Origin of the sequence: Neobacillus sp. NPDC093127 (assembly GCF_044754175.1) — a bacterium.
In the GTDB taxonomy this organism is placed as follows: Bacteria; Bacillota; Bacilli; order Bacillales; family Cytobacillaceae; genus Neobacillus.
Genome location: NZ_JBIVOP010000007.1, coordinates 32,196 through 58,315 on the forward strand (window position 1 = coordinate 32,196; position 26,120 = coordinate 58,315).

31 protein-coding genes are annotated in these 26,120 nt (G+C 37.5%); 24 read left to right on the forward strand and 7 right to left on the reverse strand.

Features of this window, described 5'->3' with window-relative positions; genetic code table 11:
• Nucleotides 1–2 precede the first annotated feature (2 nt).
• From ACIQCO_RS11495 to ACIQCO_RS11515, 5 genes are all read left to right on the forward strand, one after another.
• Nucleotides 3–1,106 (forward strand): toxic anion resistance protein, encoded by a 1,104-nt coding sequence (locus ACIQCO_RS11495; protein ID WP_400428577.1) that lies wholly within the window; start codon nt 3–5, stop codon nt 1,104–1,106.
• 33 nt (nt 1,107–1,139) lie between these two features.
• Nucleotides 1,140–1,751 (forward strand): TerD family protein, encoded by a 612-nt coding sequence (locus ACIQCO_RS11500; RefSeq protein WP_400428579.1) that lies wholly within the window; start codon nt 1,140–1,142, stop codon nt 1,749–1,751.
• 33 nt (nt 1,752–1,784) lie between these two features.
• Complete coding sequence (locus ACIQCO_RS11505; protein WP_387319443.1) at nt 1,785–2,363, forward strand: TerD family protein; 579 nt, start codon at nt 1,785–1,787, stop codon at nt 2,361–2,363.
• A 122-nt stretch (nt 2,364–2,485) separates the two neighbouring features.
• A complete protein-coding gene (locus ACIQCO_RS11510) occupies nt 2,486–3,280 on the forward strand; it encodes a thymidylate synthase (protein ID WP_400428581.1) in 795 nt (264 codons plus the stop codon).
• Nucleotides 3,277–3,768 carry a dihydrofolate reductase gene (locus ACIQCO_RS11515; RefSeq protein ID WP_400428583.1) on the forward strand — a complete coding sequence of 164 codons (492 nt, stop codon included), beginning with the start codon at nt 3,277–3,279 and terminating at the stop codon, nt 3,766–3,768. The genes ACIQCO_RS11510 and ACIQCO_RS11515 overlap by 4 nt, the downstream gene beginning before the upstream one ends.
• 47 nt (nt 3,769–3,815) lie before the next feature.
• Here the strand turns inward: ACIQCO_RS11515 and ACIQCO_RS11520 are convergent, their stop codons facing one another.
• On the reverse strand, nt 3,816–4,055 hold the full coding sequence (locus tag ACIQCO_RS11520) for a hypothetical protein (RefSeq protein WP_400428585.1): 240 nt from the start codon (nt 4,053–4,055) through the stop codon (nt 3,816–3,818).
• A gap of 327 nt (nt 4,056–4,382) precedes the next feature.
• Between ACIQCO_RS11520 and tatA the strand changes: the two genes are divergently transcribed.
• The 3 genes from tatA to ACIQCO_RS11535 all read left to right on the forward strand — a co-directional run bounded on the left by tatA (nt 4,383) and on the right by ACIQCO_RS11535 (nt 5,636).
• Complete coding sequence (tatA, locus tag ACIQCO_RS11525) at nt 4,383–4,577, forward strand: twin-arginine translocase TatA/TatE family subunit (RefSeq protein ID WP_024028694.1); 195 nt, start codon at nt 4,383–4,385, stop codon at nt 4,575–4,577.
• 103 nt (nt 4,578–4,680) lie between these two features.
• Nucleotides 4,681–5,418 (forward strand): twin-arginine translocase subunit TatC, encoded by a 738-nt coding sequence (gene tatC / locus ACIQCO_RS11530; RefSeq protein WP_400428586.1) that lies wholly within the window; start codon nt 4,681–4,683, stop codon nt 5,416–5,418.
• 89 nt (nt 5,419–5,507) lie between these two features.
• A complete protein-coding gene (locus tag ACIQCO_RS11535; protein WP_400428588.1) occupies nt 5,508–5,636 on the forward strand; it encodes a hypothetical protein in 129 nt (42 codons plus the stop codon).
• 31 nt (nt 5,637–5,667) lie between these two features.
• Here the strand turns inward: ACIQCO_RS11535 and ACIQCO_RS11540 are convergent, their stop codons facing one another.
• A complete protein-coding gene (locus ACIQCO_RS11540; RefSeq protein WP_400428589.1) occupies nt 5,668–6,006 on the reverse strand; it encodes a helix-turn-helix domain-containing protein in 339 nt (112 codons plus the stop codon).
• A 276-nt stretch (nt 6,007–6,282) separates the two neighbouring features.
• Here ACIQCO_RS11540 and sipW (ACIQCO_RS11545) point away from each other — a divergent pair, with 276 nt between their 5' ends.
• The 3 genes from sipW (ACIQCO_RS11545) to tapA (ACIQCO_RS11555) all read left to right on the forward strand — a co-directional run bounded on the left by sipW (ACIQCO_RS11545) (nt 6,283) and on the right by tapA (ACIQCO_RS11555) (nt 9,302).
• On the forward strand, nt 6,283–6,864 hold the full coding sequence (sipW, locus tag ACIQCO_RS11545) for a signal peptidase I SipW (protein ID WP_400428591.1): 582 nt from the start codon (nt 6,283–6,285) through the stop codon (nt 6,862–6,864).
• Nucleotides 6,865–6,964: 100 nt separating this feature from the next.
• On the forward strand, nt 6,965–7,882 hold the full coding sequence (locus ACIQCO_RS11550; RefSeq protein ID WP_400428593.1) for a TasA family protein: 918 nt from the start codon (nt 6,965–6,967) through the stop codon (nt 7,880–7,882).
• 238 nt (nt 7,883–8,120) lie between these two features.
• Nucleotides 8,121–9,302 carry an amyloid fiber anchoring/assembly protein TapA gene (gene tapA, locus ACIQCO_RS11555; RefSeq protein ID WP_400428595.1) on the forward strand — a complete coding sequence of 394 codons (1,182 nt, stop codon included), beginning with the start codon at nt 8,121–8,123 and terminating at the stop codon, nt 9,300–9,302.
• Between the two features lie 323 nt (nt 9,303–9,625).
• On the opposite strand, the gene ACIQCO_RS11560 is transcribed toward tapA (ACIQCO_RS11555), so the two are convergent.
• The 3 genes from ACIQCO_RS11560 to ACIQCO_RS11570 form a co-directional block, all read right to left on the reverse strand.
• Nucleotides 9,626–10,648, reverse strand: a complete 1,023-nt coding sequence (locus tag ACIQCO_RS11560) for an OmpL47-type beta-barrel domain-containing protein (protein ID WP_400428597.1) — start codon at nt 10,646–10,648, stop codon at nt 9,626–9,628.
• 232 nt (nt 10,649–10,880) lie between these two features.
• The gene (locus ACIQCO_RS11565; RefSeq protein WP_400428598.1) at nt 10,881–11,948 is read right to left on the reverse strand and encodes an OmpL47-type beta-barrel domain-containing protein; all 1,068 of its coding nucleotides are present in this window, start codon (nt 11,946–11,948) and stop codon (nt 10,881–10,883) included.
• Nucleotides 11,949–12,138: 190 nt separating this feature from the next.
• On the reverse strand, nt 12,139–13,173 hold the full coding sequence (locus tag ACIQCO_RS11570) for an OmpL47-type beta-barrel domain-containing protein (RefSeq protein ID WP_400428600.1): 1,035 nt from the start codon (nt 13,171–13,173) through the stop codon (nt 12,139–12,141).
• Nucleotides 13,174–14,004: 831 nt separating this feature from the next.
• Here ACIQCO_RS11570 and tapA (ACIQCO_RS11575) point away from each other — a divergent pair.
• The 9 genes from tapA (ACIQCO_RS11575) to ACIQCO_RS11615 all read left to right on the forward strand — a co-directional run bounded on the left by tapA (ACIQCO_RS11575) (nt 14,005) and on the right by ACIQCO_RS11615 (nt 20,877).
• The gene (tapA, locus tag ACIQCO_RS11575) at nt 14,005–14,709 is read left to right on the forward strand and encodes an amyloid fiber anchoring/assembly protein TapA (protein ID WP_400428894.1); all 705 of its coding nucleotides are present in this window, start codon (nt 14,005–14,007) and stop codon (nt 14,707–14,709) included.
• Between the two features lie 53 nt (nt 14,710–14,762).
• A complete protein-coding gene (gene sipW / locus ACIQCO_RS11580) occupies nt 14,763–15,332 on the forward strand; it encodes a signal peptidase I SipW (protein WP_400428602.1) in 570 nt (189 codons plus the stop codon).
• A 94-nt stretch (nt 15,333–15,426) separates the two neighbouring features.
• Nucleotides 15,427–16,026, forward strand: a complete 600-nt coding sequence (locus tag ACIQCO_RS11585; protein WP_400428604.1) for a TasA family protein — start codon at nt 15,427–15,429, stop codon at nt 16,024–16,026.
• Nucleotides 16,027–16,122: 96 nt separating this feature from the next.
• Nucleotides 16,123–16,752: an LPXTG cell wall anchor domain-containing protein gene (locus tag ACIQCO_RS11590; RefSeq protein WP_400428606.1), complete on the forward strand. Its 630-nt coding sequence runs from the start codon at nt 16,123–16,125 to the stop codon at nt 16,750–16,752.
• A 469-nt stretch (nt 16,753–17,221) separates the two neighbouring features.
• On the forward strand, nt 17,222–17,473 hold the full coding sequence (locus ACIQCO_RS11595; RefSeq protein ID WP_400428608.1) for a DUF2535 family protein: 252 nt from the start codon (nt 17,222–17,224) through the stop codon (nt 17,471–17,473).
• Nucleotides 17,474–17,799: 326 nt separating this feature from the next.
• Nucleotides 17,800–18,642 carry a DegV family protein gene (locus tag ACIQCO_RS11600; protein WP_400428609.1) on the forward strand — a complete coding sequence of 281 codons (843 nt, stop codon included), beginning with the start codon at nt 17,800–17,802 and terminating at the stop codon, nt 18,640–18,642.
• 135 nt (nt 18,643–18,777) lie between these two features.
• A complete protein-coding gene (locus tag ACIQCO_RS11605) occupies nt 18,778–19,356 on the forward strand; it encodes an SCO family protein (protein ID WP_400428611.1) in 579 nt (192 codons plus the stop codon).
• A 112-nt stretch (nt 19,357–19,468) separates the two neighbouring features.
• Nucleotides 19,469–20,293 carry an SGNH/GDSL hydrolase family protein gene (locus ACIQCO_RS11610; RefSeq protein ID WP_400428612.1) on the forward strand — a complete coding sequence of 275 codons (825 nt, stop codon included), beginning with the start codon at nt 19,469–19,471 and terminating at the stop codon, nt 20,291–20,293.
• Nucleotides 20,294–20,298: 5 nt separating this feature from the next.
• Nucleotides 20,299–20,877 carry a YpmS family protein gene (locus ACIQCO_RS11615; protein WP_400428613.1) on the forward strand — a complete coding sequence of 193 codons (579 nt, stop codon included), beginning with the start codon at nt 20,299–20,301 and terminating at the stop codon, nt 20,875–20,877.
• A gap of 61 nt (nt 20,878–20,938) precedes the next feature.
• Here ACIQCO_RS11615 and ACIQCO_RS11620 read toward each other — a convergent pair whose 3' ends face one another.
• Nucleotides 20,939–21,691, reverse strand: coding sequence for a DUF4397 domain-containing protein (locus ACIQCO_RS11620; protein ID WP_400428615.1), 753 nt, complete (start codon nt 21,689–21,691; stop codon nt 20,939–20,941).
• Nucleotides 21,692–22,026: 335 nt separating this feature from the next.
• Between ACIQCO_RS11620 and rsgA the strand changes: the two genes are divergently transcribed.
• From rsgA to ACIQCO_RS11640, 4 genes are all read left to right on the forward strand, one after another.
• Nucleotides 22,027–23,094 carry a ribosome small subunit-dependent GTPase A gene (gene rsgA, locus ACIQCO_RS11625; protein WP_400428616.1) on the forward strand — a complete coding sequence of 356 codons (1,068 nt, stop codon included), beginning with the start codon at nt 22,027–22,029 and terminating at the stop codon, nt 23,092–23,094.
• Between the two features lie 116 nt (nt 23,095–23,210).
• The gene (gene msrA, locus ACIQCO_RS11630; protein ID WP_400428618.1) at nt 23,211–23,753 is read left to right on the forward strand and encodes a peptide-methionine (S)-S-oxide reductase MsrA; all 543 of its coding nucleotides are present in this window, start codon (nt 23,211–23,213) and stop codon (nt 23,751–23,753) included.
• Entirely contained in the window at nt 23,743–24,174 is a 432-nt protein-coding gene (gene msrB / locus ACIQCO_RS11635; protein WP_400428620.1) for a peptide-methionine (R)-S-oxide reductase MsrB, read from the forward strand. The genes msrA and msrB overlap by 11 nt, the downstream gene beginning before the upstream one ends.
• Before the next feature lie 142 nt (nt 24,175–24,316).
• Nucleotides 24,317–24,493, forward strand: coding sequence for a YjcZ family sporulation protein (locus ACIQCO_RS11640; protein WP_400428622.1), 177 nt, complete (start codon nt 24,317–24,319; stop codon nt 24,491–24,493).
• 242 nt (nt 24,494–24,735) lie between these two features.
• Here ACIQCO_RS11640 and ACIQCO_RS11645 read toward each other — a convergent pair whose 3' ends face one another.
• Nucleotides 24,736–26,088 (reverse strand): TrkH family potassium uptake protein, encoded by a 1,353-nt coding sequence (locus ACIQCO_RS11645; protein ID WP_400428896.1) that lies wholly within the window; start codon nt 26,086–26,088, stop codon nt 24,736–24,738.
• Nucleotides 26,089–26,120 lie beyond the last annotated feature (32 nt).

Here is a 26,120-nt window from a genome sequence, read left to right on the forward strand (position 1 = left end):
AAGTGAATCTATCGCCAAATCCATCAAACGGCTTAACTCCTGCAGCCGTGGACGACAAATTAACAGAGACAAAAGCTTCTGACATAAAACTTGCTCTTCGCAAGGAGCCGGAAATTCAAAATTTGGCCCGTACGATTGATGAGCGGGATCAGATTCAAGTATTAGAGTTTGGGAAAGAACCGGCCGTACAAATATCGCGTTTTTCCGATCAGATTTTAAGCAATATGCGTACGACAAAAGTAGAAGATTCAGGTGAACTTCTTAAACATCTTGGCCGGATCATGGATAAATTTGATGCGAAGGACTTCCAAAAGACCCCTGGCGGCATCTTCGGCAAGCTCTTTAATAAGGGCGAAAAAATGATAGAAAAGCTGTTTGGAAAATACCAAACGATGGGCCAGGAAATTGACAAGGTATATGTGGAAATTTCTAAATACCAGCACGAAATGGTCGATTCAACTACCATGCTTGAGCAAATGTATGAACAAAACTATCAATACTATTTGACACTGGAAAAATACATTGTGGCTGGTGAGATTAAGGTTGAGGAGCTAAAAAATAATCAGCTTCCACAGCTTGAGGCACGTGCTGCTTCAGGTGACCAACTCGCATCAATGCAATTGGATTCATTAAAGAATGCGATAGAGCTGTTAGAGCAGCGGATTTATGATTTAGAAATGGCGAAAATGGTTTCCTTGCAGACGGCACCGCAAATCCGCCTGCTGCAAAGAGGGAATACGAAGCTGATTGGGAAAATTAATTCTGCGTTTGTTACGACAATCCCAATTTTTAAAAATGGCTTAATTCAAGCAGTGGCTGCAAAAAGGCAGAAGCTTGTCGCTGATTCGATGAGTGAGCTTGACCGCAGGACAAATGAGATGCTCCTTAAAAATGCGCAAAACATTTCCCAGCAAAGTACTGATATTGCAAGACTTGCCGGCGGCCCAAGTATTAAAATCGAGACGATCGAGGAATCCTGGAATATTATCATCAAAGGGATGCAGGAAACACGAGCAATTGAAGAAGAAAATAAACGGATGAGAATTGAAGGTACAAAACGTTTAGAACAGCTGCAGGATAACTTTAGAAATATGAAACAATCATAATTACTATAAAATTTCTTTGTTGGGGTGAATGATTTGGCTATTAATTTACAAAAAGGTCAACGAGTTGATTTAACGAAAAGTAATCCGGGACTATCCAAAATCTTGGTAGGATTAGGCTGGGATCCGGTCCAAAGCGGCGGCGGCGGCGGTTTCTTTGGCTCGCTGTTTAGCGGCGGAAGTGCTCCGAATATTGACTGTGATGCCTCTGTTATCATGTTAGGAGCAAATGATAAGCTCCAAAACAATAAAGATGTGATTTATTTTGCCAATTTAAGAAGCAATGATGGCAGTGTTCAGCACACTGGAGATAATTTGACGGGGGATGGAGACGGGGATGACGAGCAAATCATCGTCGACCTAAGTAAAGTCCCTTCAAGAATTCAAAAGCTTGTTTTCGTTGTTAATATCTATGATTGTGTAAAAAGAAAACAACATTTCGGCATGATTCAAAATGCATTTATCAGGGTCGTAAATCCTAACAACAACCAAGAGCTCATCCACTATAATTTGTCGGATAATTATGGCGGGTTAACTTGCCTGGTTGCCGGTGAAATATACCGCCACGGCAATGAGTGGAAGTTCGCTGCCGTAGGCACCGGCACGACAGCTGGCAGCCTTAGTGAAATTGTGCGCAGTTACAGCTAAAAAAATATAAAAGTTCTTGATGGGGTGATTAATATGGGAATTAATTTAGCAAAAGGACAAAGAGTGGATTTAACCAAAACGAATCCTGGGTTAACAAAGGCAATTATCGGCCTTGGATGGGATACCAACCGCTACAGCGGCGGGCATGACTTTGATTTAGATGCATCCGCATTTTTAACAGATGCAAATAACAGAGTGATTAACGATTTGGACTTCATTTTTTACAATAACTTAATTCATTCTTCAGGTTCGGTTGAACATACAGGGGATAACCGGACGGGCGAAGGTGAAGGGGACGATGAACAAATCAAGATTAATTTCAGTAAGGTTCCGTCCCATGTTCATCGGATTGCGATTACCGTTACGATTCATGATGCCGAAGCAAGAAGCCAGAATTTTGGCCAAGTCTCCAATGCCTTCGTTCGTTTAGTCGATGAGGAAACAGGCAGCGAAGTTCTACGATATGATCTTGGCGAGGACTTTTCAGTTGAAACCGCAGTAGTAATCTGTGAGCTCTACCGCCATAACGGCGATTGGAAATTCAATGCGATTGGCAGTGGTTTCGCAGGTGGACTAGCATCACTTTGCCGGAACTTTGGATTGGAAGTTTAATTTACTTAGGGAAAGCTGCCTCTTTGGCAGCTTTTTCTATTGATTGACCACATAATCAATTGAATAAACTGCCCCACTCCACTAAAATTAATAGATATGAACGCAGATAAGGAGTGTCAGATGTGAAGCAGTATTTACAATTATGTGAGCATGTGTTAAAAACGGGTACCATGAAGGGCGATCGAACTGGTACTGGAACAATCAGTACCTTTGGTTATCAAATGAGATTTAACTTGGAGGAAGGTTTTCCGCTAATTACTACTAAGAAGCTTCATTTAAAATCGATTATTTATGAATTGCTCTGGTTTTTAAAAGGCGATACGAACGTTCGCTACCTGCAGGAAAATGGCGTCCGCATTTGGAATGAGTGGGCAGATGAAAACGGTGAATTAGGGCCGGTCTATGGTCATCAATGGCGTTCCTGGACAGGGGCCGATGGGAAAACAGTTGATCAAATTAGTGAATTAATTGAGCAAATCAAAACAAATCCAAATTCAAGAAGACTGCTTGTCAATGCCTGGAACGTAGCTGAAATTGATCATATGGCGCTGCCGCCGTGTCATTGTCTGTTCCAATTTTATGTGGCAGATGGGAAACTGTCTTGTCAGCTCTACCAGCGCTCTGCGGATGTATTTCTCGGGGTTCCGTTTAACATCGCATCATATGCCCTGTTAACGTTAATGATTGCGCAAGTATGCGATTTAAAGCCGGGAGAATTTATACATACGTTTGGCGATGTTCATATTTATCAAAACCATCTTGAGCAAATAAACGAGCAATTGAAAAGAGAACCACGGGGACTCCCGATTCTAAACATCAATCCGAATGTTAAGGATATTTACTCTTTTGAATTTGAAGATTTTAGCCTGGATGGATATGATCCACATCCACATATAAAAGGAGTGGTCAGTGTATGATTTCCTTTATCGTTGCTATGGACGAAAATAGAGTAATCGGCAAAGAAAATCAGCTCCCCTGGCATCTTCCTGAAGATTTAAAGTTTTTTAAGAAGGTGACAATGGGGCATCCGATTGCAATGGGGAGAAAAACGCATGAGTCGATTGGCCGCGCGCTCCCGGGCAGGGAAAATATCATTATTACCCGCCAGCCGGGTTATCAATCCGAAGAATGTACAGTCTTTAACTCGGTGGAGGAGTTTATCAAGTACAGCCGTGATCAGAAAGAAGAAATTTTTGTCATCGGCGGGGCGGAAATTTTCAAAGAAACATTTGCCTTTGCAGATTGTCTTTACATTACCCTTATTCATGAAGAGTTTGCAGGGGATACCTTCTTTCCGGAATATGATGGTGATAACTGGGAGCTCCAATCCTCTGAAAAAGGGATAAAGGATGAAAAAAATCCTTACGATTATGAATTCAGGATTTATCAACGAAAAGCTAAGTAAACGAAAAGAAAGCATCGGCAATTTATGCTGATGCTTTCTAATCAATATTATAAATAGGTCCCATTTAATTCGTATTCCGCTAATTTTGCTAGCATACCTCTGAATTCATGGGGATGGCAAAACTCTTCCTCGTGGAAGTGCGCTTTAACCCAAGCAATTAATTCAATCGGGCTATTAAAGTATTCGCCGCTTCGGTCACTTTTACGAATGGTGTATCTTCCATTGTCATCATCAATTGTTACCTCAACAGGGAGGGCTCCATCATAACTGCTTAGTGAAAATTCCATCCTCATCACATCCATTCCATAGGGTTTTAAATTTTCATTAGTATATGTTTCTATTGTTCAAATTATATGCAAAAAACGACCAGTTGTCAAAATATTTAAAAAAATTCCACGAAACAATTGGACATTGACTTAATCGGTGGTTATTGATAAATTGGTCTATAGAGATTTAAATGAGATTTATAAAGGAAATGCTAAACATCACAGCTAGGTTAATTTTAACGGATTTTGTGAAATTACTATGAATTATTCCAGAAAATTAACCCAAAATGAATTTTCAACACTATAATCATAGTAGAAATACACAAATTTTAAAGGGGATGTTAATCCATGTTTTCAAATATCGGAGTACCAGGATTAATTTTAATTTTAACACTTGCACTTATTATTTTTGGACCGAAGAAACTTCCGGAAATCGGAAAAGCCTTTGGACAAACCCTAAAGGAATTTAAAAAGTCTACCCGTGAACTTACCGACGATGTAATGAAAGATATCGATGAAGTAAAGAAAGATGTGACTAAATAAGGTGTAAGATTTGCGTCTTACCCCTTTTTTTCTCGAGATTTGTAACTATAAAACGCGTGAATACGTGTTAATCTTCAACCTATGAAATTGGCAGGGGAAGTACATGGAAGATAAAGAATTAAATTTAGTTGATCATTTAGAGGAATTGCGCAAACGGATTATCATATCGGCACTGGCATTTGTTGTTTTCTTTATTGCAGGGTTTATTTATGTCGATGATATCTATCGATGGTTTGTCGGTGATACGAAACTTATGGTTCTCGGCCCGAGTGATATTATGTGGATTTATTTCATGCTTGCAACCGTAATTGCCGTAGCAGGGACGATACCTGTATTAGCGTTACAAATTTGGATGTTCGTTAAGCCGGCATTAAGACCGATTGAGAGAAAGATAACTCTATCCTATGTACCGGCATTATTTTTCTTATTTCTATTGGGCCTTGCCTTCGGATATTTTGCTATTTTTCCGATGGTTCTGGACTTTTTGGTTAAAATGGGTCAAGATATGTTCGTTACAAACTTTACAGCTGAGCGATACTTTAGCTTTATCATGAATATGACCCTGCCATTTGGGGTGCTGTTCGAACTTCCAGTAGTGGTAATGTTTTTAACTTCTCTAGGGATTATAAATCCATTTGTTTTAGGAAGAGTTCGTAAATATGCCTATTTTGTTCTAATCATTATTGCCGTCGTTATAACACCGCCGGACTTTATGTCTGATTTTGTTGTGACCTTGCCACTCCTGCTTCTTTATGAGATTAGTATTAACTTATCGAAATTCGTTTACCGGAAACGATTGAAAAAGTTAGAGCAGGAAGAGGATGAAATTATCGAAGCCTAAAGGGCTTACTAGATGTCCCGATTAAAAGTGATAATGCCTCGTTAAATAGAATGTAAGCTGGAGTCATGGACACTACAGAGGGTGTACCTATGATGCGCAATCCGACCAAGGGTGGGCTCGCTACAGTTCTAGTAGAAATTGCTGAGGATTTTAACCTGACGATAAAAATCCACGAATTTGATTTACCTGTAAAAGAAGAAGAATATGCTAAAAAATAGTCCCCATTTCAATTCGTTGGAATGGGGGCTTTTAATTATGTTTATTCCTTTCTTCCAGCCATGCTTGGAATTTTACGTAATTAAGGTATTCCCTGAAAGCTTCTTTTTTCAATCCGTTCTCAATCGCAGACTGAATTAAAGCCTTCCACTCATTGTCCAGTTCATAGTTTACAGATTCATCGTCTAACAAGTAATCAATACTGACATCTAAGGGGATTGCCACCTTTTTTATAAACTGCATCGATGGATTTGATTGCAACCCCCGTTCTAATTGGCTCAAATAAGACTTTGAAACATTTGCCAGCCTGGCAAGCTCTGTAAGCGAATACCCCTTATTTTCCCGCAGCTGTTTGATCCGCTCTCCAATCATCACCCTCATCTCCTATTAGTAACATAAAAAATTAATAATCTATAATTCATTATAAAGCACAATATCTTCATTATAAAATACGAGATAGTAAGAAAATAAGAGAAAACTAGAGAAAAAGCCCAAAAAACGTTCTTAATCGAGAAAAATTGCCTATTTTCAAGGTTTTTCAAGTTGGTTATTTTGACCTATACTTTACTTAACGGTTCGTAATTAAGAACAAGAAGCAAGAAAGTTTTAAATTATTATTTCTTAACAATTTAATGAGGTGATGTTCTTATGGCAGCAAAAAAGGCATTTAAATTCGTTAGCAAGCTAATATCTGTATTTTTATTCTTACTATTAATTTTTCTATCATATGTAGTTATTTCTACAAAAATTTCGGGCGAGGAAACGAAGCTCCTTGGATATGAGTTGAAAACTATCCTATCTGGTTCCATGGAGCCGTCCATACATACCGGGTCAGTAATTGCAATTAAGCCTGGCGGCGACCTGAATAAATTTAAAAAAGGCGATGTTATAACGTATCGTACATTGGAAAATCCAGATGTTTTGATTACACATCGAATAAAGGAAATTCATGTCTCAGATTCGATAGTCCAATACATTACTAGAGGCGATGCTAATAATGCAGACGATCCACAACCAATACCAGCAAGCAATGTTATCGGTAAATATGCAAATATAACAATTCCTTACGTAGGTTACATCCTATCATATGCCAAATCGAAAATCGGCATCATCCTGTTAACAATCGTTCCTGGTGTATTAATCCTTCTCTATCAATTATTCTTCCTTATCCGAAGAGTTGCCAAGTTAGAAAAGGAAAACAAATTAGTCAAAGAAAGAATGCAGTTGTAAGAAAGTGATTGAAACATTCTCACTAAGCACCGGACTTTTACATACTGGTTTAGATGAGAAGTTACAATATAAAAATTAGAAATTCTAGGAGGAGAAAAGTATGTCAAAGAAAACAAAATTAGGGATGGGAATAGCCTCCTCAGCCCTAGCACTATCACTCATCGCAGGGGGGTCATATGCACTATTTACTCATCAAACCGCAAATGAAAATAATACTTTTACAGGCGGAATAGTTAAAATTTCCGATGCTACAGCTGGAAAAGTTGCTTCTAAAATGTTGTATTTCAAGAATTTAGCACCTGGAGATACTGATACCAAGCAAATCACAATTAAAAACGATGGCAATCTTGATGCTTGGGTAAGAGTTAACGATCAACTTACGCAAGCTTCACGTTCGGGTGATTTATTTGCCTATGAAAACGCCTTAAAAATCTCCTATAGCAATGTTCCAGTAAAAGTAGAGGCCGGTAAGACGGTAAAATTAGATGTAACTTATTCATTCCCAAAGAATGCTAATGACTATTATCAAAATAAAACTGGTTCTATTAATATTGTTGTTGATGCTGTCCAAGTACGTAATAATGAAGACTTTGGAATTGATGCACTTAAACCATCAACGATTAACAATTTTATCACACAGGAAGACTTTAGTATTGCAAGGCCAGGGAACGCTTTTGGAGGAGGAGTGGAGCACACAGGTTACAGTGTTGGATGGCATTTGGAAAAATCACTTAATGATGCAAAAATTAACAGCATGACTATAGAACTATATTCTAATGATACTTTACTCCAAAGAAATACAGCTACAAAACATGTGTTTGATTTGACTGGAAAAAGTTTTTCCACACCTTTTGAATATTCTTATAAAGGAGATAGTAGCAAACGTTTCACAGATGCCTACTGGAACTTTAGTGATTGGTTAGGAGACCCAGCAGCTACACCTACAAAAGCTGTAATTACACTTACTACATCAGATGGTTTTACTTATACTCAGACAGCATATCCTAATGGATGGTAATGATTGCTTAATTGACACTGTAGCAATACAAATACTGTGCTACTAATTTACAGCTTGAATGGAAATTTGATGCTCAACAAACTCCAGAAGAAGAAATAAAAAAAATTTTTAATAGAAAGGTGGGTTTTCCCACCTTTCTTGAAATAATTAATTCTTATTTGATTTTCAGCAACAAAAATAAATTCTAAGATTTTATTTTTGTTGCTGAAAATTGAATCTTTATTAAGTTAGAAAGGGTGTGATTAAAATACGGTACACTAGATCAAGAAAGTTTGGAAAACGGAATTGGACGGGAAATTTGGTTGTTAAACTTATTGCTATTTTTTATATTTCCATTTTGACAATTTCTTATTTAACTGGAAGTACAAGTGCCTATTTTTCAGATACTGTTCAAATAACTGGGATGTTTCAGGCTGGTACTTGGAATAGTCCGGCAGAGCAATGGGATAAGAGTTCATTAATCTTTTCAAATAAGGACAACAATCAACAAATTAACAGCTGTAATCCTGTTAAGGTAACAGTTTCGATTGCTAATACAGGAAACGATATGAAGGGAACGACAGAATATGAGGTGTTTTACATAGCAAAAGGAAATGCAAAAGCTGGGAGCATTGTCGGAAATGGAATCATTAATCCATTAGCAAAAGGAAAAAGTGGGCAGCTTACTTTTACTGCTTCTTTTCCAGGAAACTACAAATTTAAAGCATATCAACGTCCCTTCCACAATTTTAAAAATGAAAGAAAAGAACTATGGAGTGAAACAATTTCAATAACTTGTTCAGCAAAATCCAATAGTTCAACCAAAGAGAGCGAGGAAAATTTTGAAAACAAATCTAGGGTTGGTGTTGAAGGAGAAAATCAAAATATATTAGCTATACAGGCAAGCACTTTCGCTTCAGGAACATTAAATTTAACTGTCGATCCTACAACACTTGTCAATATTAATAATTTTAAACCTGATGATTGGACCAATAAGACTTTCAAACTTACTAATAAAGGAACATTAGATATTAAGAAGGTAAAACTTCACACATCTTATACAGTTACCAAAAATAATGGGGATTCAATTTCTAATTCCTTAGCTAACAGTTTTGCTGATGCTATCATGGTGGATTTCCTGGTGGAAACAGGAGACAATGGAAAAGACAAAGTAGTTATTCTTACAAAATCACTGCTACAGTTAAGAGATATGACTCCAGATGATTTGGCTAAGGAATTTGCATTGGGTAATTCCGCCGGGACTTCATATGTCTTGACTGATGGAATCAAAGCAGGTACTGATCCAAAATCACCGGATAATTTCAAAGTAAAATTCAGATTTACTGAAACTGATGTTCCTCAAAATGAACTTCAAGATTTAAAACTAAACTTGACATGGAAGTTTGAGGGGATCCAAGAAGACGTTCAAGAAAGAAATTAATCTGTTAAGAAAGGGTGGAGAAAAGCAATACGAACTTATTTACTCGTTTTGTACTAAAATAATGTCAACTAATTACTTTATTGGGTAGAAGAATATTTAGAATCTGATTTTGTTCGAAATGAATATAATGGTTCCATGCCTGTTAGCGTGGAACTTTTTTAAATTTTGGGCAATTTGGGGATAAGTACACTTTAGATGAAATAAGAGAGGACAATACAAAATGGAAAACTAATCCTACAAACAAAGAAAGAGGTCAAGAGATCAATACTCCTGACCGGATTAGAATGTATTCATATTATTCTATAATATTATATTTTTAGTCCTTAACGACTTAAGGTAAGAATAAAAAGAAGAAATTCCTGACTATTAGTCATCGTTTTATTCAATGGTCCAACTAATCCTTTTGATGTACTAATATAAACATTTTCAAGTTGGTATCCATTCTTTACTACACCAAGGGTACGTGCATTTTCGATATTTCCATAATTATCAACACTACGGAACTGAAGCTGCTCATCAAATTTCAAAGAAACAGGACCCGTATAAGTCTTCCAGTCTTTCCCGTTAATTCGATATTGAGTTTTTTCCACTCCTGTATTATCATCAGTAGCACTTAATTTTACACTTAGCTGGTTATTCACAACCGAAAGCGTTGCATTTGATTCTGGGGCTTTATTATCAAGATTTCTATATCGAATCTGTGCGATAACAAAGCCATAGGTATTACCACTGGCACTATAGATTACCACTCGATTGAATGGAGTATCGGATGTTGCTCCAAATACTTTAATGTCACTAGTATCGACCCCGCCAGTAGTTACACTTTGTGTTAAACTTCCCACAAGTGTTGTCCCTGAAAAATAATCCACTTTGTAATTAAAAGATCCATATTGATTTGGACCTAACTCAAATCCAAATGTAGTGGTTGGTCGTGATAAATTCAATGCTACTTCATTCTTGTAGTCAGAAAATAGGGCATCCGGAGTTCGGGATTCAGTGGCAGGACCCCAATTAGCGCCCAACAAAGCCTTTTGCATAGGAGAGCTAAATGAAATGGTCTGGATTCCATCAGTGATAAAACTGTAATAATTTGGATAAGAAAGATTTGAGATATCAATTTTGTTAGTATTACTCGTATAATCTGTAGTTGGTGTACTAATCGGTGTTATGTTTCCGGTTACCTGAGAACTTGTTGTTTGCAATGTTTTTGCCGTAAAAGAAGGTTGCGATTGTTGATTACTTGCAGGGTTAGTTGCTGAATCAGTACTATTAGCAGCAAATGCTGTTGTAGGTAGAAAAAGCGCACATGATATTGCTCCCATTAATAAAATCTTCTTCATTTTCATTAAACCATCTCCCATTTAATTATTCTTAATCATAGAACCTTGGTGTCAGAAGGTGTTACTACCCCTGTCTAAAGCTAGAACTTTCTACAGTGATAAGAGGTGCCAGAGGACAATCCAAAATGGAAAACTAATTCTACAAACAAAGTAAGAGGTCAAGAGATCAATACTCCTGACCTGATTAGTAATGTTAGTAATGTATTCATATTATTCTATATTATTATATTTTTAGTCCTTAACGACTTAAGGTAAGAATAAAAAGAAGAAATTCCTGACTATTAGTCATCGTTTTATTCAATGGTCCAACTAATCCTTTTGATGTACTAATATAAACATTTTCAAGTTGGTATCCATTCTTTACTACACCAAGGGTACGTGCATTTTCGATATTTCCATAATTATCAATACTACGGAACTGAAGCTGCTCATCAAATTTCAAAGAAACAGGTACCGTATAAGTCTTCCAGTCTTTCCCGTTAATTCGATATTGAGTTTTTGCCACTCCTGTTTTATCATCAGTAGCACTTAATTTTACACTTAGCTGGTTATTCACAACCGAAAGCGTTGCATTTGATTCTGGGGCTTTATTATCTAGATTTCCATATCGGATCTGTGCGATAGCAAAGCCATAGGTATTACCACTGGCACTATGGATTACCACGCGATCGAATGGAGTATCGGATGTTGCTCCAAATACTTTAATGTCACTAGTATCGACCCCGCTAGTATTTACACTTTGTGTTAAACTTCCCACAAGTGTTGTCCCAGAAAAATAATCCACTGTGTAATTAAAAGGTCCATATAGATTTGTATCAAGCTCAAATCCAAATGTATTTGATGGTTGTGATAAAGTCAACGTTACTTCATTCATATAGTTTGAAAAGAGAATATCCGGAGTTTGGGATTCAGTAGCTGGACCCCAATAAGCGTTCCACGAATCTGGGACATGTAGCTTTTGCATTGATGAGCTAAATGAAATGGTCTGGGTTCCGTCCGAAATAGAATTGTAATGAGAATAATAAGAAAGATTTGAGATATCAATTTTGTTAGTATTACTCGTATAATCTGTAGTTGGTGTACTAATCGGTGTTATGTTTCCGGTTACCTGAAAACTTGTTGTTTGTAATGTTTTTGCCGTAAAAGAAGGTTGTGATTGTTGTTTACTTGCTGGGTTAGTTGCTAAATCAGTACTATTAGCAGCAAAAGCTGTTGTAGGTAGTAAAAGCGCACAAGATATTGCTCCCATTAATAAAGTCTTTTTCATTTTCATTAAACCATCTCCTATTTTATTATTCTTAATCATTGAACCTCTGTATCAGAAGGTGTTACTGCCCTTGTCTAAAGCTAGAACTTTCTACAGCGATAAGAGGTGCCATAGGACAATCCAAAATGGAAAACTAATCCTACAAACATAGAAAGAGGTCAAGAGATCAATACTCCTGACCTGATTAGTAATGTATTCATATTATTCTATATTATTATATTTTTAGTCCTTAACGACTTAAGGTAAGAATAAAAAGAAGAAATTCCTGACTATTAGTCATCGTTTTATTCAATGGTCCAACTAATCCTTTTGATGTACTAATATAAACATTTTCAAGTTGATATCCATTCTTGACTACACCAAGGGTACGTGCATTTTCGATATTTCCATAATTATCAACACTACGGAACTGAAGCTGCTCATCAAATTTCAAAGAAACAGGACCCGTATAAGTCTTCCAGTCTTTCCCGTTAATTCGATATTGAGTTTTTTCCACTCCTGTTTTATCATCAGTAGCACTTAATTTTACACTTAGCTGGTTATTCACAACCGAAAGCGTTGCATTTGATTCTGGGGCTTTATTATCTAGATTTCCATATCGGATCTGTGCGATAGCAAAACCTAGAGCATCCCCACTGGCGCTATGGATTACCACCCGGTCGATTGGAGTATCAGATGTTGCTCCAAACACTTTAATGTCACTAGTATTGTCCGTGCTAGTAGTTACACTTTGGGTTAAACTTCCCAAAAGTGTTGTTCCAGAAAAATAATCCACGGTGAAGTTAGCAGTTCCATATAGATTTGGATCAAGCTCAAATCCAAATGTATTTGATGGTTGTGATAAATTCAACGTTACTTCATTCATAAAGTTTGAAAAGAGAATATCCGGAGTTTGGGATTCAGTAGCTGGACCCCAATGAGCGTTCCAAAAATCTGGGACATGTAGCTTTACCATTGGTGAGCTAAATGAAATGGTCTGGGTTCCGTCCGATATAGAATTGTAATTTTTTTGATTAGAAAGGTTAGAGATATCAATTTTGTTAGTATTACTCGTATAATCTGTAGTTGGTGTACTAATCGGTGTTATGTTTCCGGTTACCTGAAAACTTGTTGTTTGCAATGTTTTTGCCGTAAAAGAAGGTTGTGATTGTTGATTACTTGCAGGGTTAGTTGCTGAATCAGTACTATTAGCAGCAAAAGCTGTTGTAGGTAGTAAAAGCGCACATGATATTGCTCCCATTAATAAAGTCTTTTTCATTTTCATTAAACCATCTCCCAATTAATTATTCTTAATCATAGAACCTCTGTGTCAGAAGGTAATCCAGCATAATTTTAAAATATAATTCTCACTAGACTCCTTATTTTACTTCGGAAGGTAGATTGATATTTGCCACTTCCCCATGCCCTTCTTCACCATAGCCTAGGTCTAAAGCTGGGACTTTCTTCAGCGAAAAGAGGTGCCTCAAGCATTGTTCCTTCATGTAGGACAAAAAGATCTGCTAAACTACCTTTTTGGGCTGCTCATTTCGTTAAGTACAACTGACTCGTGTTGTTTAAGACAGTAATATTTTTTCCCGTATCCAAAGCAGAATATGCCCCTTCACGGTCTACCTTAAGACCACGGACTGCTTGAATATCGGCACTGGCTATACCCTTCCCCCCCTTTTTTTGTTCCTTAAATGGAACGAAAATGTTCTCCAATAAGAAGTATCTTACGTTAATATTTTCTTTTTGTAAATCTTTTTTTGAATTTTTCCTCCAAAGACAAAACGATAATTATGAACTTTCCTTATTACTAATATTGAATTTTGAGTTTTCTTACAAGTCTCCCTTATTGTAAATTACTGTTTTTTTCTATTCTTTTTATAGAATAAATAGTTCTTTAAAACTAACGAAAAACTAAGAGAAATAGAGAAAAAGAAACATAATAGGAGGTTTTGTTGTAAAAGAGGAGAAATTTGGGCGTATTTCGGGTTTTTTAATAAGGATTAAACTAGCTATAATAACAATAGGTAATTGTTCCTTATAAAGAACGAATAGATGCGTATACAAAGAACAAAAAATATCCTAATCTTCAGTTGAAGGAGGGAGCAAGATTAGACTCAAACGTTTAGGAGAAATTAGGAATAAAAATTGGCCATTTTTTATTAGTGCTCAAGTCACAATTATTTTTTACGCTTTTCTCTTTACCTTCATCTATTCTTTAGGTTCTACAAACGCTTTCTACAGTGATCAAGCGGAAACAAAGATGATAATCCAAGCAGGGACTTGGGAGGTTGCCACACCACTGAATGAGGTTTGGGATAAAAGCTCTCTTGTATTTATAGGGTCTATTTCTAACCAAGAACAAACTATTTCTGCAAGAATTAAGAATAAGGGAAATGATATGACAGGTACTGTTCCCTATGAAATCTGGTGGACTGAGAAGGGTAATCCAAAAGATGGGATAAAGGTTGGGGATGGAACGATACCGGCATTAAATAGTGAAGAAGTCTTTATTCTGAAATTTGGAAATAACAAACCTGGTAATTATATGTTCAAAGCTTATCAAAGACCTAATCATGGTGATCCAAATGAAAAGAATAAAGATAAGGGGAATCCGGAAGGTGTTTTGTGGAGTAAGCAAATTACAGTTTCTGCCGCAAAACCTGATGGGCAGCCAAATGATGGAGAAGGTAACAAACAAGAGGAACAACCTGGCGAAAATAATTCTCCTGTTAACGAACCAGTAAAAGAAGGTAAAACCCAAAAGTCAGATTTAGATGTTAATCAGCAGACAGAAACCATTCAACAACCATAAGGTGAGGTTATTAAAAATGGAAATACAATTTTCTTTTTTGAGGTGAATTTCAATTGGTAAAATTAAAAATCTGGATTAGTAGAATCATAGGTTATATGTTACTAGCAACCTTATTGTTCATGGCATTTGTAGTCATTTCGTCTAAAATATCTGGCGGAGAGCCAAATATACTAGGGTACCAGTTAAAAACGGTCTTATCCGGGTCAATGGAACCTGGGATACAAACAGGAGCAATAATTGCTATTAAGCCTGGTGGTGACATGACGCGGTTTCAAAAAGGTGATGTGATTACCTTTATGCAAGGAGAGAACAAATTAATTACCCATAGAATTGAAAAAGTGCAAGGCGAAGGTAAAAACATTCAATATATAACAAAAGGTGATAACAATAACGGAGCAGATTTAACTCCAGTTTTATCAAATAATGTGGTTGGTGAGTATAAGGGCTTTACTATTCCTTTTATTGGCTATTTTATGAATTTTGCACAATCCAAAGTTGGAGCAGCGCTTTTACTTGTTTTTCCGGGCCTAATACTAGTCATTTTTTCAGTTTTTACCCTATGGAAAGCCATTCGCGAGGTTGAAGGCTCAAAGGAAAATGAAATTCCACCAGTTAAAAGTTAAATTGGTTGTGCCGTGCAAAAGGATATTCCATTGCATGTTCAATAGAAAAAACTACATACCCATATATAGGTGGGCAAAGGGAGGAATAATAAAAATGAATTTGAGAAAGAAATTAGGCATGGGAGTAGCATCAGCAGCGTTAGGATTATCTTTAATTGGTGGAGGAACATATGCATACTTTAATGACACTGAGATTACAACCAACACATTTGCCGCAGGGACAATAGATTTGGTAGCCAATCCAACGACAATTATTAATATTGATAAAATCAAGCCTGGAGATACAATGCTTCGTGCTTTTGATCTAAAAAACAATGGGACATTAGATATTAAAAATGTCATTTTGAACACTTCCTACATTGTAAATGATGCAAATGGCGACAATGCGGGTGCCGATTTTGGTGAACATATTCGCGTAAACTTCCTATTTAATGCTGACAAGTTAGATGCGCCAGTATGGTCTACCACACTTGCTGACCTTAAAAACATGAATCCTAAAGCTGTGGAAAACAAGTTTGACTCAATCTTTGGTGATGAGTGGGGTACACGTGGCCTTGCAGTAGGTTCAAAAGACACACTATTCGTCCAGTTTGAGTTTGTAAATAATGGTCAAGACCAAAACGTCTTCCAAGGGGACACATTAAATCTAACATGGAAATTTGTAGCAAATCAAAAGGCTGGTTCCGAAAGATAATTAGTTGAATTAAAAAATGAGGTGGGATGAATACTTCTCACCTTTTTTTTGAAGGATAGGAGCGGTTAAACATTAATTTTGTGAGAGGTTTTATAAATGAATATAAATTCAAACAGATATATATTATTGATAATATATTGCTTCTTGTTACTAGCATTGGTTGTCAATTTTCCCATAGGAAAAACGAGTGCTGAACCGTCCCCTCGAGAAATTGATATTGCTACCTCTCCCGAAAAGGTTTTATTTGACCTTAAAAATTTAAAACCCGGGGATTGGGCGGAACGAAAATTAACTATTCTAAATAGGGGTAAACAGGATTTTAAATACCTTTCTTCAAGCAGTCTAAAAGAAGGTTCTGATCTTTTTTTTGAAGAATTGTTATTAACAATATCTGATAAGGATCATATACTTTTTGATGGAAAAATGAAGGATTTTAACAAATTAACTCCCAGATTGATTGCCAAAAATAATTCTGAACAACTATTTTTTAAAGTAAAGGTACCTGAGACTCTAGGGAATGAGTTTCAAGGCCTGAACTGTTTAGTGGAGTTCAAATTTTATGTAGAAGGTACTCTAGGCGGCGTATTGCCAGTAGATGGTCCTAAACTACCTGAAACGGGAACAAATATGTTCAATATTCTTGTTGCCGGAGCTGTGCTAGTTTTAACAGGCTCCATCCTTCAATTCATCATAAAAAGACGAAGAAAGTTAGAAAGAAGGATATAGATGGACCTTGATTTGTGATATTTGAAAATCAAGGTCTATTTTTACAATGAAAGTACATAACCTATAAAAATACTTGAATACTAAATATCAGGAGTTGTTCCTATGTACAAAAAACACTGCCCAAAATGCCATCAACCATCCTTCAGCAGCAGTATTTCGGACCGATGGCATTGCCCAACATGCAGCAATGACCTCACCCATGAAAGACCCCAGGATGCTGAGACCCGTAGACGAATTAAACCACAATTGTATTTAATCAAAAACCGCTATGATCAATTTAATCCGAAATTCGAGCCACAGGTGAGCCCTTATTTATTCAAATCCTTTGACTAAGACAGACCAAAGACTGTGGTCTGTTTTTTGATGTAAAAAATTCACAAAAATTTAGTAATCCAAGCATAATTAGACACATTTCGTGTTGGATTGGGTGTATAATATAGTCAAACGGGTGAAAAAGAGGATTGATATTTTGTTATTGAAAAGCCTAGAGTTCAAAACTGATGTTGGACAGAAGGTTAAAGTCATGGAGATTCCTGTATTGGAGGAAGATAGCACGTATAAATTTATGATCCAAGTCCGTTTACAGACGTTTCTTACGTCGATTTGCAGGGAAAAATTCCCGAAAAGATGCTACTCCTTTAAAGATTATTTGAAAAAGGTCATGAAGTGGCCTGATTATGAACAATTATTTAAGGTTGGAGAACTAAAGAATAACGCATAATTCCATTCGAGTATCGGGTTCCGATGCTCTTTTTATTTTACCATTTTTCGGAAAAGGGGCGGAGCGCCGCAAAAACAAATTTGTATATTCAAAATAAGTGTAAATTATATATTTTTTACTTTGAATTCGTGAAGCTCAGCTCTGCTCACACCGCCTTTATTATGTGAGTTTGTTTATTTGGATAGAATTCCTATATTAGACCGAGGTGTGTAATGCCCTTTTCGGTTAATAATTTACTTGATTTTAAGAAGAACCGAATAGATTGTGTTTCATTCAGTAGGTTAAACCTGTATAATACTAAGCAGTATTCCTAGGGATGTGAATGTATGAGCAAAATAAAAATTGTCACCGATTCAACATTGGATATATCAAAAGAAGCTGCTGAAAAGCTGGGTATTATTGTTGTGCCTTTAGCGATCACGATAAATGGAGAGACCTATTTAGACCGGGTAGATTTAGAACCGGCTGAATTTATTGAAAATATGAGCCGTGCTAAAGAACTTCCAAAAAGCTCACAGCCATCCACCGGCGCCTTTCTTGAAGTCTATGACCGCCTTGGGAAAGAGGGCTACGAAGTCCTATCCATCCATATGACAGGCAAAATGAGCGGTACGGTGCGCACAGCTGAAAGTGCAGCGCAAATGACCGAAACCAACGTAACGGTGGTTGATTCAAAGTTTATTTCGAAAGCCCTTTCCTTTCAGGTGAGGGAAGCTGCTGTGCTTGCAAAACAAGGGAAGAGCATGGCGGAAATTCTAGACCATATCGAGACAATCCGCAAGTCTACAAAATTATATATAATGGTTGACACGTTAGAGAACCTTGTAAAGGGCGGGCGTATCGGTAAAGGTAAGGCCTTTATCGGCTCGCTTTTAAATATCAAACCGATTGCTTCCCTTGAAGACGCAGAATATACACCAGTTACCAAGGTGCGCAGTCATTCGCAGGTTGTTAAATTCTTGGCCAAGCAGTTTGCCGAAGATGTAAAAGGGAAAACCATTCGCGGTGTCGGAATTGCCCATGCCGAAGCCTATGAACTTGCAGTGAAAATAAAAGATAGCATTTCCGAATTGACGGGCTACAAGGAGATAGAAATTGATTATACTGGACCGACAGTCAGTACCCACACCGGTCCTGGTGCACTTGCGTTAATGTATTATTTTGAATAGAAGCAGTAAGTCTAGGAAACAAATACAATCTCGAAAACGGGTGTCATTGATTAAAGCTTGAATACTTTCTTCTTTCTATAAACTTTGTTAAACTATTCACTGAATGGATTAGAAGAAGGTTGTGGGTGATTTATTATGAAAGTACGTTTTTCCGTATTGCTGCTAATGATGACCGCATTATTTTTAGCGGCATGTGGGCAAAAGAAAATCGAAAATGAGGTTACTTGGCCGATTAAGGATTTTTCTGCGACCACTCAAGATAACAAGCCGTATGGATTAAAAGATTTAAAGGGGAAAGTATCGATTACAGCTTTTATCTTTACAAGCTGTGCAGATGTTTGCCCGCCGATGACGTCTAATATGGCAAAGATACAAAAAAAAGTGAAAGCGGAAGGCTTAAAGGATGTAGAATTTGTTTCCTTTAGTGTCGACCCGACTGTCGATTCGCCTGAAGTATTGACCCAATATGGCAAGCAATTTGGGGCTGATTTCAAGAATTGGACTTTCTTAACAGGCTATTCACAAGAGTTCATTGAAGAATTTGCAGGGAAAAACTTCAAAACGATTGTCAAAAAACCTGAAGAGGGCAATCAAGTCATTCATCAAATCTATCTTTATTTAGTCGACAAGGATGGGAATATTAAAAAAACATATAACGGCTTCCAAAATGTCCCTTTTGATGAAATAATGAATGATATTAAAGCATTACAATAGACCAATAAAAGGGTCTATTTTTTTTGCCGGGAATATGATATAGTACATTTTTGTTTTGAATGATTGGTGTCGTGTTATAATAATATTAGTTTAGAAGGCAGGTGAATAAAAAATGAAAAGGCTTTTCACTCTTCTAATTCTCTCGACATTATTCTTATCATCCTGCAGTCAGTCAGATCAATTGGCATTACATCAGGAGAAGAAGGCAGCCGTTCAGGTTTTTAAACCGATTCCTGCTGATTTCGTACCGCGGAATTTCACCGTGCTGTCTGTTGGGGACTCCTTAACTCAAGGTGTCGGTGATAGTACGAATCAAGGCGGTTACTTGCCCTATTTAAAAACAATGCTTGAAAAAGAAAAAGGCATCCAGCAGGTGGATTTTTATAATTATGGGGTAACCGGAAATCGGACAACACAGCTCTTAAAAAGGTTAAAGACACCCGAAATGAAGGCTTCCTTACAGAAAGCGGATATGGTCATTATTACGATTGGCGGAAATGACATCATGAAGGTGGTAAAGGACAATTTCACTAATCTGCAGCTTCCTGTTTTTACAAAAGAAAAAGGAGCCTACCGACAACATTTAACACAAATTTTCGAAGCAATTGTTCAGGAAAACTCACACGCTTCTATTGTATTAGTCGGACTGTACAATCCGTTTTCCAAATGGTTTTCTGATGTTAAAGAAATGGATGAGATTGTTGCCGATTGGAACCAAGCCGGTCAATCCGTTGTTGCTAATTATCCAAATGCCTATTTTGTACCGATTGAAGATTTGTTTTTAAATACAGAAGAAAATCTTTTGTTTACTGATAATTTCCATCCGAATGACAAAGGATATCAACTGATGGCTGAGAGATTGAACGAGACCATGGAAGCACGGGTAATCCCAGATTTAGCGAAGAAAGCATACCTGGTGACGACAGAGGAGAATTAGTTTTTATGAAAAATAAATGGAAAATAGGATTTCTTGTCTTGATAGGAATCAACCTTTTATCCGCTATTATTATCATATCATTGATTATGTATCCATCTGCAGATAAAGAAATCAGCAAATGGAAGGCTCCAGTGGGCGACCATGTAACATTTCATGTAAAGTCAAATAAAGCTGATTTAAACAAGCTTATTAATCATTATCTCAAACAAGAAGCTGCCGATTCTCCGATTGCGTATCGGGTATTATTGGGGGACGAAGTGGAATTATACGGAACCTTGCCGTTTTTTAGTGAACAATTAAATATGAAATTAACATTTGAACCAGAGGCCTTAAAAAATGGCGACTTGGTCCTAAAGCAAAAAACAATGTCGATTGGCAGTTTAAACCTGCCGATTTCATACGTTCTAAATATAATTAGTGAAAATTATAAGCTCCCAAAAGGAGTGCATATTAAACCAAATGAAAAACTTATCTATGTAAACATGCAGCAATTAAAGCTGAAGAGTGATATTAAAATTAAAGCGAACAAATTTGATCTGAAAAAAGATGACATATCGTTTACCTTATTAGTACCTGTTAAATAGGTGCCTCGACTTCGTGGAGGCACCTATTTTTTCTTTTACTGAAGGAAACTCTCATCGTAAATTAATCTTTTATGCTGATAAATTGAAATTCTGGTTTTTCTTTCGTTAAGCCTAAAAATACGATAGTGCAGCTTTCATTGGCCTTGAAATGAAGCTGAGGGATGGGCAGGATTACGGTCCTGGTACCCGATTCCCTTACTTCGAGGTCTACGGTCATCGGTGTTAAAGCTAAATATTCTGTTGCTTGCTTATAGGAAAGGTTTGGAAAAACGATGTCCCTGTCCTTTACTGCGATATCAAAAGGCTGAGTGTCTGGTGATAGGTGGATGAAACGAACCTTTGCTTCATTCGCTGGCACCTGAGGGAGATTTTGAAACATCAAAAGGCGCATCTTTTTGACATGGTCAATGGTTGCCAGTGTATAGGATCTACCCGGCTCCACAGTAATTTTTTTATTTAAAACACTATCCACCATGTTTCCGGCCGGGTAAATATCGATATGGTATTTACCAGCTCTTAATTGAAGATCCGTACTAACATTTTTGAATGGCAGGTCTCTTAACATCCGTTTCCCATTGATATATATATCGACATTGGGGGAATCATGTGAGGTATGAAGGAAACGAACCTTTGCTTCCTCTTGGTAGGTTTGAGAATAAGCACGCATCATATTCATCGCTTTATTCATATTTTTATAGTGTTTTAAATAGAAATGCGTGTGTAGGCCTGGGTTGGAATATTTATAGAATTGTGCTAATAAATCATACATGGCTGCCTTTTGAAGATAATCCGAATGGTTTCTTTTTTCAGACATACGAGCAACTCCTATCAAATCGTTTACATCATAAGTTATTCATGTTTTATTAGGTGGGTGTCTATTTTCCTTACACGAATTAGAAAAATATTCATTTATGATTTACAAATGGATAAATTACACATATAATGATTACAAATAAGTCTGAAAGTGGGTGACGTGCAATGTTAATTGAAACTAGGAAGAAAATCCATTATTTGAATATTGTTTGCACAGCCCATAAATTCTCTTTTGGGGAGAATTAATTACCCTTATTCCCGTATGCGAATAAAACCATGGGCTGTGTGTGCCTATGGTTTTTTATTTTTTTAAATAATTTCGCTGGAGGAATAAGAATGAATTTATTTTCAATTGGTTTAACTGACATAGAAACAAAAGAATTTGCTCAAATCAACAGAGATGAGGATTTAATCCTTGGCCGGGTGGCCCTTGAGCATAAACGGATGTATCGTGTATGGACGGAGCTTGGAGAATTATTATCTGAAGTATCGGGGAAGTTCGGTTTTCAGGCAAAATCACGGGAGGACTTCCCGGCTGTTGGTGATTGGGTCGCCATTAAGCCTCGCGTTGAGGAAGGAAAGGGTACGATTATTTCCGTATTACCGCGAAAAAGTAAGTTTTCAAGAAAATCAGCCGGGGTGACGGCCGAAGAGCAAATTGTTGCGGCGAACGTGGATACAGTATTTCTTGTTAACTCCTTAAACGAAGACTTAAATTTACGAAGAATCGAGCGCTATTTATTACTGACATGGGAAAGCGGAGCCAACCCTGTTATTGTCTTAAGTAAAGCAGATCTTTGTCAAAATATTGAAGAGAAAATAGCGGCAGTGGAGGCCATTGCATTTGGCGGAGTTCCCATCATTCCAATTAGCGCAGAAACGCATACCGGTCTGGAAGCGCTTGAACCTTTTTTACAGCCGGGAAAAACAATCGCATTGCTCGGTTCCTCTGGTGTCGGGAAATCAACCTTAACGAACAGATTATTAGGGGCAGAGAAGCAATTAGTCCAAGAGATTCGTGGGGCAGATGATAAGGGAAGACACACAACCACCCATCGAGAGCTGATTCTCCTGCCGAACGGCTGCGTCTTGATTGATACACCGGGGATGCGGGAATTGCAGCTTTGGGAAAGTGCTGATGGATTAGCGGAAACCTTTTCTGAGATAGAAGTGTTAGCGGAAAATTGCCGATTCCGCGATTGTCAGCATACGGATGAGCCAGGCTGCGCTGTGGTGAATGCCATTAATGACGGGCAGCTTGCAGCTGAAAGGCTTACCAGTTACACGAAGCTGCAAAAGGAGCTGGCGTTTATCGAAAGGAAAGCCAATAAACGTGCCAAAGCTGAAGTGAAAAAACAATTCAAGACCATTAACAAACAAATAAAACAACGGAAAAGCCGATAATGATGATGCCGAGCCAGCTTAGAAGCTGTCTCGGCTTTTTACGGTTTAGGACAGGAAATTTTATTTTTGCAGAAACTTTCGATATACTCTTAGATAAGATGAAAAGGGGTGGGATCGTGGAAAAGAATCATCAACTAGCAACGTTTGCCGGCGGCTGTTTTTGGTGTATGGTGAAACCGTTCGATGAACAGCCAGGCATTAACAGTGTTATTTCCGGCTATACAGGGGGCACGGTTGAAAACCCGACATACCAGCAGGTTTGCTCAGATACAACCGGGCATTATGAAGCTGTACAAATAAATTTTGATCCAGCACTATTTCCTTATGAAAAACTGTTGGAACTATTTTGGCAGCAGATTGATCCAACTGACCCTGGGGGACAATTTTATGATCGTGGTCAATCATATCGAACGGCCATATTTTACCATGATGAAACGCAAAAAAGGCTTGCGGAAGAATCAAAACAAGCATTACAGGAAAGCGGGCGGTTTAATAAGCCGATAGTTACACCGATTCTTCCGGCTCAAACCTTTTATCCTGCAGAAGAATATCATCAGGGCTACTATAAGAAAAATAAAGCCCATTATGAGTCCTATCACGTCGGGTCAGGTCGTGCGGGCTTTATTGAGAGGCACTGGGGGGAAGAAAATGCAAAATAAAGATTTGAAAAAGGAATTAACGCCAATCCAATATGAAGTAACGCAAAATAACGGAACGGAGCCGCCGTTTCGAAATGAGTACTGGAATGAAACTAGAGAAGGAATTTATGTTGACATTATTTCCGGAAAACCGTTGTTTAGCTCACTGGATAAATTTGATGCCGGCTGTGGCTGGCCAAGCTTTACTAAACCTATTCAAACGGAAGAAGTGCTTGAAAAAACCGATACGAGCCACTTTATGATTCGCACAGAAGTAAGAAGTAAATCGGCAGATTCCCATTTAGGTCATGTGTTTAATGATGGACCTGAACCAACGGGTTTGCGCTATTGTATCAATTCTGCTGCCTTACGGTTTATCGCGAAAGAAAACTTAGAAGAGGAAGGGTATCCGGAGTTTACAAAACTGTTTGAAGGGAAATAATTTCTTCAAAACGAAAATCAGGCGAATCACCCTCAAAATTATCATTGTCTTGCTGTAAATAGGCGAATGCACATACAGGTCAAGTATCTACTTCATAATGTAGGAATGAAAAGACACAATTTTTTGTGAGGAGTGAAGGCTAATGTATGGATATGGTGGATATGGTGGATATGGTGGTTTTGATGGATGCTGCGGCGGCGGCGGTTATCCCGTAGGAGGATACGGCTATGGTGGCGCAGGATTTGGATTTGGAGGATTTGCGTTAATTGTTGTCTTGTTTATCCTCTTAATTATCATTGGAGCAAGCTGGGTTTATTAATAAGAAAAGCGCAAGCGCCCTGGTCAGCGGCGTATGGCCTGGAGCGCTCCAACTGAGATAAAGGAAACACGAAGAGCGGAGCGATTCGATGTTGACTTATCGTAGGGCGGAGAGCGAAGGACACTAGCCGCTAGGGCGCTGGAGCTGGACAATTCTCAAAGTTCAATGATATAAATTCTGATAATATAAAAAAACAAAGGCTGACTTTAGGATTCGTCCTAAGGTCAGCCTTTTTCTTTGTATCAACCAATGATTACTTTTTCCTTTGGATAATGGAATTTTTCTTTGCTGCCTTTTCCTCGAAGCATGAGCAAACAAGTTACAATCCCAAGCCTTCCGACAAACATTAGCATGATAATCATGAATTTACCAAATGTTGATAATTTCGGGGTCAAACCGAGCGATAAGCCATTGGTGCCAAAGGCAGATGAAACCTCAACGATTACCTCCATTACTGGTCCATGTTCGGTAATCGATAAAATTAAAATCGAAACTAAACAGAGAAATGCTCCAGTGGTGATAACAATAAATGATTTTAAAATATCTTCGCTTTGCAGTTCTCTTCTAAATACCTTTACCGAACTTTTTCCTTGAGCATAAAAGACAATCGCTAAAAAGACGATTGCAAACGTGGTTGTCCGAATACCTCCGCTGGCACTGCTTGGTGATCCGCCTATGAACATTAATATCGACATAAACATCTGGCTGCTGGGAGTAAACTCATTTAGATCAACCGTCGCTAAACCAGCACTTTTGGTTGTAACGGAATGGAATAATGAGAAATAAAAAGATTCATGCCACGGTTTATTGACGAAAAATTTGCGGCTTTCTAATAAAAACAGAAATAGTGCTCCAATTGCGGTAAGAATGACAAAGGTAATCGTCGTTAATTTTGTAAATAAGCTGAAATGGAACTTCTTTTTACGTTTAAACGATAAAATGAATTCCATGATTTCGACAATCACGGGAAAACCAATTGCCCCAATGACGATTAATAAAATTACAATGGTTTGAACAAAGTAGTCGCTGCTAAACGGAATAAGTGACTCCCCGGTAATATCAAAACCTGCGTTCGTTATCGCACTAATGGAAGCAAAAAATCCATGTTTAAAAGCTGTAAACGGGCTGTCGTAATATGACAGAAATCGAATTCCTAAAATAATTCCGCCAATAATTTCAAAAGAAATAATCGTAATGAAGATTCGTTTAGCAAGCTGAACCAATCCGGAGAGGTTCGATTGGTTTTGGTCAATCATGATCAGCTGCCGCTCTTTTAATCCTACCTTTTTCCCTAACATGACCCAAAGGAATGTACTTAAAGACATAACCCCTAATCCGCCTAATTGGAGTATTAAGCAAATAAGAAAAATTCCCAGGTTATTAAATGTATCTTTAAGCGATACCACACTCAAGCCGGTTACGCTGACAGCACTGGCAGCTGTAAACAGCGCATCAATAAAACTTAAATGCACATTTGGCCGAAGAGCGAAAGGGATTTTTAATAATAGTGTAGAAACTATTAAAGCAGATAGGTAAAAGATAACAATTAATTGTATCGTTGATATCTCTTTGGACTTTTTTTGGATTTGTTTTATTGGATTCATAGGCTTCATTCCTTAAGTAATCT